The sequence below is a fragment of the Paraburkholderia phytofirmans OLGA172 genome (assembly GCF_001634365.1).
Lineage (GTDB): Bacteria > Pseudomonadota > Gammaproteobacteria > Burkholderiales > Burkholderiaceae > Paraburkholderia.
Window position 1 is genome coordinate 499,990 of sequence record NZ_CP014578.1, and the last position, 15,800, is coordinate 515,789.

Annotated in this window: 10 protein-coding genes and 2 pseudogenes; 3 read left to right on the forward strand and 9 right to left on the reverse strand. The window is 59.1% G+C overall.

Features of this window, described 5'->3' with window-relative positions; all coding sequences use genetic code 11:
- Positions 1 to 100: 100 nt before the first annotated feature.
- The 9 genes and pseudogenes from AYM40_RS02185 to AYM40_RS02225 form a co-directional block, all read right to left on the reverse strand.
- A pseudogene (locus AYM40_RS02185) lies at positions 101 to 475 on the reverse strand (glutamate synthase-related protein); the annotation flags it as partial.
- 377 nt (positions 476 to 852) lie between these two features.
- Positions 853 to 3,138, reverse strand: a complete 2,286-nt coding sequence (locus tag AYM40_RS02190; protein ID WP_063494783.1) for an AAA family ATPase — start codon at positions 3,136 to 3,138, stop codon at positions 853 to 855.
- Complete coding sequence (locus AYM40_RS02195) at positions 3,135 to 3,590, reverse strand: VPA1267 family protein (RefSeq protein ID WP_063494784.1); 456 nt, start codon at positions 3,588 to 3,590, stop codon at positions 3,135 to 3,137. The genes AYM40_RS02190 and AYM40_RS02195 overlap by 4 nt, the downstream gene beginning before the upstream one ends.
- 53 nt (positions 3,591 to 3,643) lie before the next feature.
- Entirely contained in the window at positions 3,644 to 4,309 is a 666-nt protein-coding gene (locus AYM40_RS02200; protein WP_063494785.1) for a hypothetical protein, read from the reverse strand.
- Entirely contained in the window at positions 4,306 to 7,653 is a 3,348-nt protein-coding gene (locus tag AYM40_RS02205) for a VPA1269 family protein (RefSeq protein ID WP_063494786.1), read from the reverse strand. Before AYM40_RS02205 ends, AYM40_RS02200 begins: the two co-directional genes overlap by 4 nt.
- A 6-nt stretch (positions 7,654 to 7,659) precedes the next feature.
- On the reverse strand, positions 7,660 to 8,916 hold the full coding sequence (locus AYM40_RS02210) for a site-specific integrase (protein ID WP_063494787.1): 1,257 nt from the start codon (positions 8,914 to 8,916) through the stop codon (positions 7,660 to 7,662).
- Between the two features lie 327 nt (positions 8,917 to 9,243).
- Positions 9,244 to 10,482, reverse strand: a pseudogene (locus AYM40_RS02215) (FMN-binding glutamate synthase family protein); the annotation flags it as partial.
- Between the two features lie 226 nt (positions 10,483 to 10,708).
- Positions 10,709 to 11,866 (reverse strand): tRNA 2-thiouridine(34) synthase MnmA, encoded by a 1,158-nt coding sequence (gene mnmA / locus AYM40_RS02220; RefSeq protein WP_063494789.1) that lies wholly within the window; start codon positions 11,864 to 11,866, stop codon positions 10,709 to 10,711.
- A gap of 134 nt (positions 11,867 to 12,000) precedes the next feature.
- Positions 12,001 to 12,483, reverse strand: coding sequence for an NUDIX hydrolase (locus AYM40_RS02225; protein WP_063494790.1), 483 nt, complete (start codon positions 12,481 to 12,483; stop codon positions 12,001 to 12,003).
- Between the two features lie 189 nt (positions 12,484 to 12,672).
- Here AYM40_RS02225 and AYM40_RS02230 point away from each other — a divergent pair, with 189 nt between their 5' ends.
- The 3 genes from AYM40_RS02230 (at position 12,673) to AYM40_RS02240 (ending at position 15,676) form a co-directional block, all read left to right on the forward strand.
- Positions 12,673 to 13,815, forward strand: coding sequence for a Re/Si-specific NAD(P)(+) transhydrogenase subunit alpha (locus AYM40_RS02230; protein ID WP_063494791.1), 1,143 nt, complete (start codon positions 12,673 to 12,675; stop codon positions 13,813 to 13,815).
- 80 nt (positions 13,816 to 13,895) lie between these two features.
- Positions 13,896 to 14,222: an NAD(P) transhydrogenase subunit alpha gene (locus tag AYM40_RS02235; RefSeq protein ID WP_063494792.1), complete on the forward strand. Its 327-nt coding sequence runs from the start codon at positions 13,896 to 13,898 to the stop codon at positions 14,220 to 14,222.
- Positions 14,222 to 15,676, forward strand: a complete 1,455-nt coding sequence (locus AYM40_RS02240) for an NAD(P)(+) transhydrogenase (Re/Si-specific) subunit beta (protein ID WP_063494793.1) — start codon at positions 14,222 to 14,224, stop codon at positions 15,674 to 15,676. The genes AYM40_RS02235 and AYM40_RS02240 overlap by 1 nt, the downstream gene beginning before the upstream one ends.
- Positions 15,677 to 15,800: the final 124 nt, after the last annotated feature.

The window sequence follows — 15,800 nt, forward strand, 5'->3', positions numbered from 1 at the left end:
ACGAGCTCTTAAGGATTCTTATTTTTCTGCAAGAACTCGTCGTGAAAATTTAAGACTTAGGCGGCGATCGGCGCACGAGCCAAGCGCCGCCACAACCGGCTTACGTCGCGGCCAGTTCAACTTTCGGCGCAAACGAATCGCTTTGCGCCATAGGCCAATATTTCTCGTACAACGTGTAGCGATAGTTGCCGTTCAGCAGATCGTTCGGATCGAGATACTTCAACAGATCGGACATCAACCGCACTTCATGCGACGACACGCGCCGCACGATGTGATGCGCGCGCAGTTCCGCGGGATGCTTGAGCCCCGCGGCCTGAATGATTTCCTTCAGAGCATGCAGCGTGCTGTGATGGAAGTTGAACACGCGCTCGGCCTTGTCCGGCACGACCAGCGCACGTTGACGCACCGGGTCCTGCGTCGCGACGCCGGTCGGGCAGCGGCCGGTGTGGCAGGTCTGCGCCTGAATGCAACCGACCGTTATGGACCCTAAAATACAACTATTGCCTTGGATGTGAGTGAGTAAAAGGACTCTAAGTAGTTGAGAAACTATTTGCGCCGTGAGCGAAACCCCTAAGAAGGGCGGTCGCCCAGACTCGAACGCAACCATGATGGAGCGCACCACGCGTCGCGTAGAGTCGCAAGAAGCTGCTCTACGCTCATGTATTTGTCGCGTACAGTGACAAAAAGCGCGAATTTTGTCGCGTTGGCTCTCAGTTCCTGAGCGCGTGCGGGTCTGCATGGCCATGAGCACCCAAATGCCGTGCTCATGGCCATGCCACAGCGTATCAAGGTTCCGCCGCGTCAAGGGTGCGCTGCGCCGGGCTTACGCCCGCCCTTGACCCGGCAAAGACGCTAGGCGATGACCGCCTCTTCAGCGAGCCGACGCCGCAAGAACGGACCGAGCGCGGTGCTTCGATGATTTGCACGCGGCAGGGCGTGCACTGCCCGTCGGGCAGCGTCTTCGTCGCCGACCAGAAGTACCTGGCCCTGTGCCCGAGTGATGGCTGTGTAGATAAGTGTCCGGTCGAGGATTCGATTGCCGGTAATGGGCACGATGATTCGTGGCCATTGCGAGCCTTGGGCTTTATGCACCGTGAGGGCGTAGGCCAGCTCCAGGTCGTCCAGGAGCGCCTCCGTAACCGGCCGACGCTCACCGTCGTCCCACGCAACCCACGCTATTGCGTTACCGATGATGTCGCCATGGTCGTCGGACAGCTCACGCGGCTCGTGCTCAATCTGCACGAGTCGACCAAGCGAGCCATTTTGCAAGCCAATATCCCAGAGGTTTCGTGTGCAGACAACAGGGTCACCGAGGCGAAGTCCAGTGTCCACGCGACAGTCGAATTCGTCGCTCCACAAAGTGAGCTTTTCAGCGTCTGCGGTCAGCGCAGACTGACAGAGCTTGTTGAGGGCTTTTACTCCCTCCGGGCCGTTTTTACGGGGAGCAAGAATCTGGGTTTGCTCAGCCGCCTTTCGATATAGGTCGAGCACGGTCGACGCTATCGGGAATGACGGCTCTCCGTCGTCGCCAAAGAGGCGGGACGCGCGATGCAGAAACGCGATGGGGGCCGTGTCGTCCCTTGACAGTTCGGGCCAGACGCCATCTCGGATTGAGTTCGCGGCCTGCGCGATAGCGCCACCGTACCGCTTGACGACTTTGAGTTCGACGCATGGGACGCCCGGTTGGTTCACCAGAGCGTGCAGCACCAGGCCGGGACCAACTGGCATCAACTGGAACGGGTCGCCGGCGAGCAGCAGGCGAACATCCGACGGCAGCATCGAACAGAGCCGGTACATGGAAATGATATCCACCATGCTGGCCTCGTCTACAACAACCACGCACGGGCTTTCGAGGTCCTCCTCCGTCGTGTTTTTCAACAGGCCGGCAAGCGTCCGCGCTGGCCTGCTGGTCGCCTCCTGCATGCGTTTTGCGGCGCGTCCCGCGAGAGCGGCTTGAAACACTCGCACGCCAGCTTCGTCGTAAACGCGATAGAGCGCCTTCAGGACGGTTGTCTTGCCGACGCCGGCGCCTCCCGTGATAAGCGCCAGGCGCCCCGCAGCTGCGGCGTGGACAGCGGCCCGCTGCTCGTTGTTCAGCGTCAGCCGTTCTTCAGCTTCGTACAACGCGATGATGGCATCGACGCGAGGCACGTCAAGCAGGCGTAATCCGTCTTTATCGTCAGCCAGTCGATTTGCAAACGCGCTGGCAACCGAGGTTTCCATGACGTAGGCGCCGAGTTGATGAAGGTGATTGTCTGCGCCGACGACATAGCTCCCATTCTGTCGCCCCGAGTCCATTGCTGCTGAGGCGAGCGTGCGCCACGGAAATTTCTCTGACTGCGTTCCGAGAACAGCGGACAGGCGCACCATCACCATTTGCTGGCTGACAGCTGTGTGGCCGTCGGCGAACAGACGGTAGAGCGCTTCTTCTATGGCGCCTTGTAGACGTCGGGGGTCGTCCTCCGCCATCTCGAAGTGTTCGCGCGCGAACTTGTCAGTGGTACTCCAGTTTGCACAGAACGACAGTAGTCGATATGGGTCTTCCTCGATAGCGTTGGAAGTCTCAGCGCCGAAGTGTGCAAGCAGTGTTCTGCCTAACGAAACGCTGAATCCGCGCTTGTGCAACCACTGAATCGTTCGTGCGTCGCCATAGAGCCGCCATGCCGTAACAAGCCGTTGCGCTATCTCCTGGCTCACGCTTTTCACCGTGGCAAGCGATGTAACGTCGCCGGCGTCGAGTACATTGTAAAGACGCTCTCCAAAAGCTTCCCACAGCCGCCGCGCTTTTGCTGTACCGATGCCGGTGAAGCCATCGCCCTCTGAGAGCAGCGTGATGAGATGTTCGCCAGATGGCAGCGCCAGTTCGAGGTCTTCGGCTTCAATCTGTTGTTCGAGAAGCCGGTACCCGTTTACTGTTCGAGCACGTGGGCGCGCCTCACCTTTCACTCGCCACCATTGCCCGACTTGCACGGAAGTGTCTGCGAGCAGGCGACCGGACGCAACGATGACGAAGCTCTCACGTGCATCAATGACGCTGCCGCTCTCGTCGACTGCAACTCCGTAGAAGATGCAGCCGCCGCGACCGAGCGGATTGTCGCTACGGATTGATGTGACTCGGACCAAATGCACTTCAGTCATCGGGGGACTCGGCCAGTAATGGCCAGCGCCTCGTGCAACGATTCATATTTCGCCAGACGACGCTTGAGCTCCGCGATTTCGGCCTTCTGGCTTGCGCTTTCGATTTGAAGCCGTCGAAACGCATCTGCATCGCGTGCCGCTTGCTGCTGGCCCGGCTCGCGCATGGGCATGTTCTCCGGATGCTCACTGTCTTCCGGCCGAACAACTTCCGACTGAGCAACTTCCGGCAGCACGCCACGCGAGCGAAGTTCGTCCTCGAGTTTTCGGAGGGCCTCGTTGATGCGCGGATTTTGGTTCAACACAGACTTCGTAAAACCGCACTCATGTGCTATCTCGACTCTCGACAGCTTGCCACGACTCACTATCTGCCGGAAGTCGTCATCGGTCTTGGTTGCGACCCAGCCGATGAAGATGCCCAAGTACTGTTGTGCCAGTTGTTTGCCGCTTGCCATGTACGTCTGCTCCTGATGTGCATGCATCTCCAATCGAAGACAGTGCGGATTTCTCAGGCTGTCGCGTCGCTGTCCGATTTATCAGCAGCAAGCGAGCGTAGGGCGACAACGTGATGCTTTTCCAGCAGCACGTTTCCAGTGACGGCTTGCCGCAGGCGGTCTTTGTGCAACTGAAGGCCGCAATTCGCCAGATGGTTAGGTTCGAACAACAGGCTGAGTGCCTCCCTGACCGTCGTCGGTAGCTGTGCGGTCTCATGTGCGGCAGTCGTTGATGCCGGTGTGCCTCCGAAACCCACACGAATCAAGTCGTCAACCGGAATCCCGGGAATTGTTCGAAGGCCCGCCTCAATGCGATTTCGAGCGGCTACCGCCTGGTCACGTTCCTCCTGAAGAAGCCGCACATAAGCCCGAATCGTCTCATCAGCAATTAGCGGTTCGGCCGATACCGCGTTCCGATTAATGGTCACCTTCTGCCCGGACTGGCGAATTTCGACGTAGTGGCTCAGAACCTTTGAATTCCGGATGGACTGCCCTTTCGGTCCACCCCAATCTCTATCGAGGCAGTAGCCCTCGATTGCGGGCGGTGAAATCTTCAGACCTTGCTCTTCGAGGTAGTCACATGCCTTCTTGATGCGTTCGAGCGACTCCCGTTGGCGCGGATTCGACGAGGCCTTCATCAATTCCGCAAAGACGTTGTCGACGGTAGCGATTTGATTCATCCGAACATCTCCTCGTCTTCTTCCGGTGTGGCTGCCGCAGGGGCGTCACCCATAAGCGACGCTAGTCGACTCATTTCGCCGGCTTGTGCAAGCGCTTCGGGTGTGGAGCTCTCTTCTAACAACTTGATTGCGTTTGCAAGGCGAGGGTACGCATCCAAGGACCTCTTGCCAGTCAATACCTCGTCGAGCTCCTGCCCGCGCACTTGCTGCAACACCATGGCCGAGAGCAGATTGCCCGCCTCGTGGGCCTGTTCGTCGTTCAAGCTGAGCAGAAATGGTTTAATGCCATTTGCGGCCATCATTCTGGAAAGGATAGTGTTCTTTTCCAGTTCTGCTTCTCGATTCTTAAATCCCGTTGTGAAGTCGCTCATCTGGGTAATCTGGTCGAGAAGTGCGAATTCATGTGCCTGCTCCAGCGTAACTTTGAGCTCAGGCGCGCTGCTAGACGTCAAGATAGGAACCGGGACGGTCGCGCCGGTGCCGATAATCTTTTGCTTGGCCGACAAATACTGTTCCATCAGGGCAATGGACTTCTCTGCGTAACGGTAACGCGCGGCCCATTCATTCACGTCAATCTCAAGCTCTCTGTTCAGGATATCGACCCTATCGCGAAGCTCTCTAGCTTTTCTCTGATTTTTCTCATCTTCGGCATCGATACGTTGGTCATTCAGGCTAGCAATTTCTAGTCCTTTCTTACGGATGGCGTATGCAAGGTTGTTGACCGCTGCCACCTGGCCGAGTAAGTGCGCCGGCCCCGTGAGCCAGTACCGGCAGAGCCCACATCGTTGTCCGCCTGGCACGGGTCCATATTTCTTCTGCGCGCGGTTCTCGAGAGCACCGCCCGTGCTGCACGATGTACCCGGGCAAATGCCTTCCGATGTGATGGTCATGATGCCGGACTTCTCTTGCAGTGCGCGAAACCCAGCCCCCGTGCCAGCTCCGTTCTGCCCGAGTAGAAACGGTGCGAATTCGTCGAGATACTCAGCGAACATTTCAGAGCCGAGGAAATCTGCGTCATTCAGCATCCGGTCGTGTGCAAGTTCGATGAATTTGCGAAGCTTCGCCGGCGAGTATTTGAGGTAGTGCAGTGTCATAACAAGGGTCGCGTGCCCTGCTACAAATTGTTGCACTACCTCAAGGGGGACGCCCGCTTCAATCAGATTCGTAATTCCACTGACGCGCAGCGAGTGCAAGTCGACGGCCCACTTTAGTCCCCCCTTGTCGTCTTTGGTCACGAGCTTGAGCCTATGCCCGTACTTACGCTCAATGCGTGCTTGAGCTTCCGAGAGAACTTTTGTGTAAAAACGTGCGAGCCGGTTATATTCAATCGGTCGACTCTGGTCCGCTGCGTTCGGGTCTCTGAAGAGCGGCGCAATTTGTGGCCCCTTAACACCATGGGGGCGTTCGCGTTCTTTTACATCTTCCTGAAAGACTTGATACGCGAGAGGTTTTCGCAACGCGGGCAGATAGCGTTGTTGCCACTGAGAGTACGTGCGCAGAAGCTCTGAGAGCGTTGGTGACACATAAGGGATAACGTATCCGATGTGCGGGCTATCGTACACGGCGGTCTTGTTGGTATTTACCCAAAGCGTGAGCCATGATTCTGCGCGCAGTCCGTCGTGCTCAAGTCTCAAAGCACCTTCGCGACGGCCCTTGATTGCGAACTCAGAATCGTTTGGGACGAGCGCATTCAATCTCGGGTCATAGATTTTCTCGTCGAGGTGACCCGAGTCCAGCCAACGTGCCTGATGGCTACGAATTGGCATATCAAATAGCGTGTAGAGGCAAGTGGCGAGGCCCGGGTCAAACACCCGCGTGTTAAGGCCGGTTTGGTAGTCATGCACTTGTACCGTCGCACTGCTGTATGTTCTCGGGAAGGCAAAATCATTTTCAACGAGAATTTCCTTCATCTCGTTCATCACGTATGGCGGGAGGGCGTCACGGTCGGTTTTAGACGGCGGGTCGGGCCTGCCGACCGAATCGGAAGCTAAAACGGGGTTTGCGAATGAGCTACCGATTTCGTTGCCGCTGGCGATGAGATAGTCCCGTAGCCAGTCGAAGAACTTCCTGACAGTGGAGAGGTTGTCGTTACGGCGCTTCGCCGATTCCATGTTCTCACGGAGATACTCAAGGTATGTGTCGGAATTTTTGAGCGTTGCATCGTAAATGTGCGTATGCCTGACAACCGACGATGGCTCCAGTGGAGGGCTGCTGAGCGAACAGAGGAAATTTCCGAAAGTATTCAGTCTATCAATTTGACTCCGTAGACGAGCCGTATCTTGAGACTTGATGAAGGACCGAAACATGTCTGCCCACGTACCCAGTTCCGGTCGCATTGTCGCCAGCCAGCGAAATTGACCGTCAGAGCGCCGGTCTTCGTCGGCAACGTCGTTCCGTTTCGGCCGTTTGAGTTCAACCGCGTGATGCGGGTTTTCGACATTGAAGTTTTGAAGCAGCCAGAGCGCGACCGAACGCACTCTGCCGCGCATGGAGCGGAATTTTTTTTCCGCTGTGTCTGGTGGGTATCGTTCCCCGACCTTTGCAACGCATATCTCTTCGAACGCGCCAATCAGGTCAGGAGAAAGGTCCTTCGAAGTGCGGACGTCGGCTGTCGCGAAGAAAGTGCAGGTGTGAGTGTATCCGGTGTCGGACTTGCCTTTCGGAGGCGGAACGTGGATAGCTCGAATCAGCAGACTTCGAGCGGCGCCGTACAGCGGGTTCGTGAGGGTCATCCACTTTATTCTTGTTTCCCATTCGGCCACCCGTTGTGGAAACAGAAACCATCCGCGAGCCCATAAAATTGTGAGAAGCTCAAAATATCTGAACGGATGCATGGTCGGCAGCTCATTTTTCCAAAGAGGCTGCGCTAATCGCTGAATAAACTCATCAGCGCTCCCCGCTTCATCGAGCATCGCATAAAAGTCTGGTGCGATGACCGGGGCTGCACTTCGAAGAACCTCCTGCAACTTCGCTCGCGATGTCGGTCTGTGCTCTAGCACAAGGTCGCGCTGTACATCGATTGACAGGGCATGAGCTTTGCCCAGCAATGCTGCGCCGCGCTGGTTGGTGTCGAGTAGCTTTTGAAGATGCGAGGACTTATAGTAAACGGGACCGGTAAAGGTCGCTGTTTTCTCGGGGAGGAACGCGCTGATGTAGGGACCATGCGGAGACTGGGGAAGCATGGTTTCTTCCCAATACGCTTCGATTCGTTTCCGCTCAAACTCGGCAATTGCGCCGCGCATCTCTTCAATCGAGATTTCTTCAAGCAAGACGCAGTCGGTGTCGCTACTGTTGAACGCGACCAGTTTGCCGGAGCCGGGAGCTTTGAAATATTGAACGGGCATGTCGATTTAGCCTGACGTCAATAAACGCGCCGCGTCGGCGCAAAAGGACGGAAGTTCCCGCGCTATTCGTGCTTGGCCTTTTTGGAGTTCGTCTCGGCCGACCGCCTTGTCAAGGTCATAGTAGGTTTTGGTGGATAGGATGCTTGTGTGATGCATCATCATCTGTGTCAAATCAAGAGAAATGCGCAGCTGAGACGCACAGAAATAGCCGTAGAAATGCCTAGCGCCGTGAGGATTAACACCTTCATCGCTAGGTGATAGCCCGATTCGTCGCGCAGCCCGGTAGAATGCCTTCGTCATGTTTGAGAGTTTCGCCGGCTTACCGAATTGAGCTCCGTCCTTCTCGTTGACGAAGTAGTAAGGGTGCTCATCCCGAACGTGTCGCCGTGTCGCATGCATGTACTCAATATGCAGTCGTGCGAAGTACCTTCCCATTTCGGGGACGAGCCAAGTGACTTCGGCCTCGTTTCTCGAAGCAGAATCGAATGCCATTCCCTTCCAGCCGGCATGCAGCGGATGTTTGGCTCCGAGCTTGTGGCGAGGGCCCAGGAAATATCTCTCCTTGAGAAAGGTAGCTCGATTACCAGTCTGCCGACCGCGCAGCGAATCTGCCCACTCGTAGGCGCCGGTCCGGGGGTGACCAAGTATCACCTTGGCGGTCCCGTCGGAAGAAATCGTTACGTCCGTTACGAACAGATGCAATGGCTCCGACGCCCGCAAACTACCAAAAAACAAGAGCAGCAGATAAAGCTTGTCTCGAGTCGATGGGGTGGTAGCAATAAGGGCTAGGACTTTCGCGGGCGGAAAGCTTTTCCGGTCATACGATGCCTTCGTGCGCCGCTTTTCTTTCGGGTCAAACGCGGGTCGGCTGACGATGCCCTTTCCGGCTTGCGTTGAAGGTACCAGGTGCGCCAAGTTGTCCCAGTCTTTGCGGTGGCTGAGCGCGGCAAAGAACCGGCGTTGCTCGCGCACATTAAGGTCTGTTGCGAACTTTGTTTCGCGCCTGTTTATAGGCTGGTGGCCAAACTCGTCGGCGCAGAATTCTGTGAATGCGCTGACGTATCGGACATCGTCGATTGCAGTTTTCTTGCGAACGGCATCCCAGCCCAGAATCGATGTTCCGAATTCGCGAGCTTCCATGAATCTCGCGAGGACGCCGCCAAGCTCGTCAGCGTCGATAGGGCGACCGCCCTCAATCAGATAGTAATAGTCATAGAACCAGCCGATGGCGTGAATCGCTTTCGAGAGCCCACTTGATGCCATTGGGTCCTGAAGGGTGCGATGCCGAGCCCACGCCAGCGCAAATATGCTGACCTCTCCCGTTTCCAGAAACAGAAACGGAATGCTGGTTCCTATCGCCCCCGCCGCGATAGGAACCTCAACTACCGAGTGAATCGTTCTGCGGACGATGGCAACCCTCCGAGTATAATAGTTAGAGGTCTATTACACTCTACCAGGTTAAATTTTTCCAATCAATGGGAAATTTGGCGCTCACGCAGTTGCGAGCATAACCCCGTCCCGCTTGGGAATCATGTTCAAGAGTCGAAACAGGCTTCGATTGAATAGTTGGAGTAGTTTGGGGTGGATAACGACCGCGAACATGAAGCCGCGCGCCGCGTTGACCCAATCCGCGCCGATCGCCAGCGTCTTCGTGATATCGAATGCGGTAATCATCTTGCCGCTCGCGCCGATGCGGATGCGCTGACGCAAGCCGATGCCGACCAGCGTGTTGTGCACCAGCAGCAACCCTTCCTGCAACGGCACGCCGACGTGATCGGTGAACTCCAGCGGCGCTGCGCCCGTGCCGCCCTCCGCACCGTCGACCACGATGAAGTCCGGCAGAATCCCCGTCTCCAGCATCGCCTTCGCAATGCCGAAGAATTCCCACGGATGCCCGATGCACAGCTTGAATCCGGTCGGCTTGCCGCCGGACAGCGTGCGCAACCGGTCGACGAATTCGAGCAGGCCGCGTGGCGAAGAAAATTCGGAATGGGTGGCGGGCGAGATGCAATCGCGGCCCATCGGCACGCCGCGCGTTTCAGCAATCTCAGGCGTGATCTTCGCGGCCGGCAGCACGCCGCCGTGACCGGGCTTCGCGCCTTGCGAGAGCTTCACCTCGATCATCTTCACCTGCGGTTCGGCGGCCTGCCTGGCGAACTTCTCCGCGCTGAAGGTGCCGTCGTCGTTACGGCAGCCGAAGTAGCCCGAGGCGATTTCCCAGATGATGTCGCCGCCATGCTCGCGGTGATATTTCGACATCGAGCCTTCGCCCGTGTCGTGCGCGAAGTTGCCTTTCTTCGCGCCGAGATTCAACGCCATGATCGCGTTCGCCGACAACGAGCCGAAGCTCATCGCGGAGACGTTGAAGATCGACATCGAATAAGGCTGCGCACGGTCGGGCCCGACGACGATACGGAAGTCGTGGCTATCGACCTTGGTCGGCGCGAGCGAGTGGCTGATCCATTCGTGCGCGACGGCTTTGACGTCGAGCTCGGTGCCGTACGGGCGGCTATCCACGTCGTTCTTCGCACGCTGATAGACGATGCTGCGTTGCGCACGCGAGAAAGGTTTCTCGTCGGTATCGTCCTCGACGAAATACTGGCGGATTTCGGGGCGGATGAATTCGAACAGGAAACGGAAGTGGCCCCACAGCGGATAGTTACGCAGAATCGCGTGACGCTGCTGCGTGAGGTCGAACAGGCCGAGCGCGACGAGCGCCACCGGCACGATGATCCAGAACCACGAAAGGTGATGCGTCGCGGCAAGCAGAGCACAGGCTGCGAGCAGAATGACTGCGCACCACATCGCCAGATAACGTCGGGAAAGCATGGGGACTCCAGTGCAGTGAGTATCGTCGCGGAGGGATCGTCGACGCTGTCGGCGCAGACGGAATTCGCCGCGAAGGGAAACGAACCACTGCTTGTTAGGGTGAAGCTAGCTGCGCTCGAAGATGAAACGCATGGGTGAAGCGTGAAGTATGAAGCTTGGAGATGAGACATGAAGGTGAAGCGCGTGCAGCGGGGCCAAGGCGTAGCCGCACGATCAATCCCTTGGCTCAACGGGCGCTTAGCAACGCTGCCTGTTGCGGCTGGCGCGCCGTTGGCTGCCCGGTCACCGCATGTTCGATGATGCCGCCGCCGAGACACACGTCGCCATCGTAGAGCACTGCAGATTGCCCTGGTGTGACAGCCCATTGGGCGGCGTCGAAATTCAGTTCGAAAAGGCCTTCGTCGCGACCTGCTACGCTGGCCGCCGCACTAAAGGAGCACGGCGCATCCGCTTGCCGGTAACGGGTTTTCGCGCCGCACGCGAAACCGTCGGCCGGCGCTTCGCCCGCGACCCAGCTCGTATTGCCTGCGCTCAACGTATGGCTCAGCAGCCACGAATGGTCGTGGCCTTGCGCGACATACAGCGTGTTCGACGCAATATCCTTACCGGCGACGAACCACGGCTCGCCGCTGCCTTCCTTGCTGCCGCCGAGGCCGATACCCTTGCGCTGCCCGAAGGTGTAGAACGCGAGGCCGATGTGTTCACCGACCACGTTACCGTCGGTGGTTTTCATGGGGCCGGGTTTGGTCGGCAGATAGCGGTTCAGGAAGTCGCGGAACGGCCGTTCGCCGATGAAGCAGATGCCGGTCGAATCTTTCTTCTTCGCATTCGGCAGCGCGATCTGTTCGGCGATCTCGCGGACTTTGGTTTTCGGAATCTCGCCGAGCGGAAACAGCGTCTTCGACAACTGCGCCTGATTCAGCCGATGCAGGAAGTACGACTGGTCCTTCGTATGATCGAAGGCCTTCAGCAACTCGAAGCGGCCGTTGTTCTCGCGCACGCGCGCATAGTGGCCGGTCGCGATGGTTTCCGCGCCGAGCGACATCGCGTGATCGAGGAAGGCCTTGAACTTGATCTCGGCGTTGCACAGCACGTCTGGATTCGGCGTGCGGCCGGCCGAGTATTCGCGCAGGAATTCGGCGAACACGCGGTCTTTGTATTCGGCGGCGAAGTTGACCGCTTCGACGTCGATGCCGATCAGATCCGCCACCGAAACAACGTCGATCCAGTCCTGCCGTGTCGAGCAGTACTCGCTGTCGTCGTCGTCTTCCCAGTTTTTCATGAACAGGCCGACCACGTCGTAGCCCTGTTCCTTCAGCAGCCACGCGGTAACCGACGAATCGACGCCGCCCGACATGCCTACAACGACTTTCTGCTTACTCATAAGATGCTCACTGGGTACCGCGTGACTTCATTGATCGTAGGTTGACCGTGTTGCCCGGTCGCCAGCCTGGCCGCTCGTGACGGATCAGGCCCGTTTATGACCGGTTCGGCCTGGCGATGCCTGCTTACGTCTGCTTATACCTGCTTGCGCGCGACCGAATGCGTGTGCACGAAGTCGAGCGGGAAACGCCGTCCTGCGAGGTAATCGTCGAGACATTGCATGACAAGCGGCGTGCGATGCCGTTCGGGGCAGGCGCGCAATTCGTCGGCGCTCATCCATAGCGTGCGGACGATGTCGGGATCGAGCGCGCGCGCTGCATCCGCTGCGCCGCTCGTGCCGCAATAGGTGAAGCGCAGATACGTCACCCCCTCACTGCCGGGCCGCTCGAAATGCGTCATATACATGCCGACCAGCGCCGCGGGCTTGAACGGATGGGCGGTTTCCTCGAGCGTTTCGCGGACGACCGCCTCCAGGAGCGTTTCGCCTGCTTCCAGATGGCCGGCGGGCTGATTCAGGCGCAGGCCGTCGGCGGTATGTTCCTCGACCACGAGAAAACGCCCGTCACGCTCGACGATGGCCGCAACGGTGACGTGCGGCAGCCAGGTTTCCGGTTTCATGGGTGCGCATTTTACCGTTTATGGGCCCGGGCTGCCGGGAAGCGGGCGGCGGCGAAGACTCCGGATTGTCCCCGATTTTTGCGCCGCACCAAGTTTCGGTTAAAGTGACGCCGTTAGCCGTTGCACCGGAATGCCGGCGTGCCTCGTCGGCAGCTCTGTCGTAAAACAGGAAGTCGAGGAGGAGAAAAGATGCACATCGGAGTGCCAGCCGAGACGCGCGCGCACGAAACCCGCGTCGCCGCGACGCCCGAAACGGTCAGGAAGTATGTGACCCAGGGCCACCGGGTCACGATCCAGAGCGGCGCCGGTACCGGCGCAAGCTTTCCTGACGAGGCCTTTACAGCCGCTGGCGCGGAGGTCGTCGATGCGGCCACCGCGTTTGGCGCGGATCTGGTCCTGAAGGTCCAGTCGCCGACCGATGCCGAGTTGCCGCTTCTGAAGCGCGGCGCGACGCTGGTCGGCATGCTTGACCCTTTCAATACCGAAAACTCATCAAAGCTCGCGGCTGCGGGTGTGACGGCGTTCGCGCTCGAAGCCGCGCCGCGCACCACCCGCGCGCAGAGCCTCGACGTGCTGTCGTCGCAGGCGAACATCGCCGGGTACAAGGCGGTGCTGCTGGCGGCCACGCTCTATCCGCGCTTCATGCCGATGCTGATGACGGCTGCCGGCACCGTGAAAGCGGCCCGCGTGCTGATTCTCGGCGCGGGCGTGGCCGGTTTGCAGGCGATCGCAACTGCCAAGCGCCTGGGCGCCGTGATCGAAGCCTCCGACGTGCGTCCGGCGGTCAAGGAGCAGATCGAATCGCTCGGCGCCAAGTTTCTCGACGTCCCGTACGAAACCGACGAGGAGCGCGAAGCCGCGCAGGGCGTCGGCGGCTACGCGCGGCCAATGCCGCCATCGTGGCTTGCGCGCCAGTCGGCGCTGGTCCACGAACGGGCGAAGCAGGCCGACGTAGTGATTTCCACCGCTCTGATTCCAGGCCGGGCCGCGCCGACGCTGATCTCGGTCGAAACCGTGCAGGCGATGAAACCCGGCTCCGTGCTGGTGGACCTCGCCGCAGGCCGTGGCGCGGAGTATGAAGGCCAGCGCGGCGGCAACTGCCCGCTCACCGTAGCGGACCAGGTCGTTACAAAACACGGCGTGCAGATCGTGGGTTACACGAACCTGGCGTCGATGGTGCCCGCCGACGCGTCGTCCTTATACGCACGCAACCTGCTCGACTTCCTGAAGCTGATCATCACCAAGGAAGGCGCCCTGAACATCGATCTCGCGGACGACATCGTCGCGGCCACGCTGCTGGCCCGCGACGGCGAAGTCACGCGCAAGGCCTGAGCAATTAATTGCATGGGACCAGAGTAAGCGCTAAAGCGCTTACTCTGGCCGACATCGAATCAATACATAGGAGAGCGGCGATGGAAGTCATCAACCACACCGTCATTAACCTGATCATCTTCGTGCTGGCGATCTACGTCGGCTACCACGTCGTCTGGAACGTCACGCCCGCGCTGCACACGCCGCTGATGGCCGTGACCAACGCGATCTCGGCGATCGTGATCGTCGGCGCAATGCTGGCAGCCGGCCTCACCGTGGGCGACACCGGCAAGTTCTTCGGCACGCTCGCGGTCGCGCTCGCGGCAGTGAACGTGTTCGGCGGATTTCTGGTGACGAGGCGAATGCTGGAGATGTTCCGCAAGAAAGAGCCGAAGAAGCTCCCCGCAGTTGCAAAGGAGAACGCGTAATGAGTCTGAACGTCGTCACGCTGCTTTATCTGGTCGCGTCGGTCTGTTTCATCCAGGCGCTCAAGGGGCTGTCCAATCCGAAGACGGCGCGCACCGGCAATACCTTCGGCATGGTCGGGATGGCGATTGCGATCCTCACCACGATCGCGCTGATCGTCAAACAGGCGAATGCGCTCGGCTCGAATCTTGGGTTAGGGCTTGGCCTCCTGCTGGTCGCGCTGGTGATCGGCGGCGCGATCGGCGCGTTCGTCGCGGCGCGCGTCGAGATGACCAAGATGCCGGAACTGGTCGCGGCGATGCACTCGCTGATCGGTCTTGCCGCGGTGTGCATCGCGTATGCGGTGGTGTCGGAGCCGTCGGCCTTCGGCCTCGTCGATCCAGAGAATGCAATTCCGGGCTTCCTGCCATACGGCAATCGCGTCGAGCTGTTCATTGGCACGTTTGTCGGCGCGATTACGTTCTCCGGTTCGGTGATCGCATTCGGCAAGCTGTCGGGCAAGTACAAGTTCCGCCTGTTCCAGGGCGCACCGGTGGTCTATGCGGGGCAGCATCTGATCAACCTGCTGCTCGCGCTCGCGATGCTCGGCTTCGGCGTGATCTTCTTCCTCACGCAGTCGTGGTTGCCGTTCATCATCATGACGATCATCGCGTTCGTGCTCGGCGTGCTGATCATCATCCCGATCGGCGGCGCGGATATGCCGGTGGTCGTGTCGATGCTCAACTCGTACTCGGGCTGGGCGGCGGCGGGCATCGGCTTCTCGCTGAACAATCCGATGCTGATCATCGCGGGCTCGCTGGTGGGTTCGTCGGGTGCGATCCTGTCGTACATCATGTGCCGCGCGATGAACCGCTCGTTTTTCAACGTGATTCTCGGCGGCTTCGGCAACGAGGCGGGTGCGGCGGCTGCAGGTGGGTCGGCGGAGCAGCGTCCGGTGAAATCCGGTTCGGCTGACGATGCGTCGTTCATGCTCGGCAATGCTGAAACGGTGGTGATCGTGCCGGGTTACGGTCTGGCGGTCGCGCGCGCACAGCATGCGTTGAAGGAGCTGACCGACAAGCTGGTCGAGAAGGGCATCGAGGTGAAGTACGCGATTCACCCGGTAGCCGGGCGGATGCCGGGGCATATGAACGTGCTGCTTGCCGAAGCCGAAGTGCCGTACGACATGGTCTACGAAATGGACGATATCAACGGCGAGTTCGGTCAGGTCGACGTGGTGCTGGTGCTCGGCGCGAACGACGTGGTGAATCCGGCGGCGAAGAACGATCCGAAGTCGCCGATCGCGGGCATGCCGATCATCGAGGCTTACAAGGCGCGCACGGTCATCGTGAACAAGCGTTCTATGGCAGCAGGTTATGCCGGCCTCGACAACGACCTGTTCTACATGGACAAGACGATGATGGTGTTCGGCGACGCCAAGAAGGTGATCGAGGATATGGTGAAGGCGGTGGAATAACGGACCGCTGTGCTGCGCGGCCTGCCTCGCGGCGGGCCGCGAAACCAACTCCCCGCGTGCGCCGATCGCTGGCATACCGGCGAAAAAAACGCGGACCTGGATCCGCGGCTTTTTCCGGTGCTGC

Bases quoted from the DNA above. Each gene is read 5' to 3' on its own strand.
- AYM40_RS02190 (WP_063494783.1), bottom strand. From the start codon at position 3,138: ATGACTGAAGTGCATTTGGTCCGAGTCACATCAATCCGTAGCGACAAT.
- AYM40_RS02195 (WP_063494784.1), bottom strand. From the start codon at position 3,590: ATGGCAAGCGGCAAACAACTGGCACAACAGTACTTGGGCATCTTCATC.
- AYM40_RS02200 (WP_063494785.1), bottom strand. From the start codon at position 4,309: ATGAATCAAATCGCTACCGTCGACAACGTCTTTGCGGAATTGATGAAG.
- AYM40_RS02205 (WP_063494786.1), bottom strand. From the start codon at position 7,653: ATGCCCGTTCAATATTTCAAAGCTCCCGGCTCCGGCAAACTGGTCGCG.
- AYM40_RS02210 (WP_063494787.1), bottom strand. From the start codon at position 8,916: ATGGCATCAAGTGGGCTCTCGAAAGCGATTCACGCCATCGGCTGGTTC.
- mnmA (WP_063494789.1), bottom strand. From the start codon at position 11,866: ATGAGTAAGCAGAAAGTCGTTGTAGGCATGTCGGGCGGCGTCGATTCG.
- AYM40_RS02225 (WP_063494790.1), bottom strand. From the start codon at position 12,483: ATGAAACCGGAAACCTGGCTGCCGCACGTCACCGTTGCGGCCATCGTC.
- AYM40_RS02230 (WP_063494791.1), top strand. From the start codon at position 12,673: ATGCACATCGGAGTGCCAGCCGAGACGCGCGCGCACGAAACCCGCGTC.
- AYM40_RS02235 (WP_063494792.1), top strand. From the start codon at position 13,896: ATGGAAGTCATCAACCACACCGTCATTAACCTGATCATCTTCGTGCTG.
- AYM40_RS02240 (WP_063494793.1), top strand. From the start codon at position 14,222: ATGAGTCTGAACGTCGTCACGCTGCTTTATCTGGTCGCGTCGGTCTGT.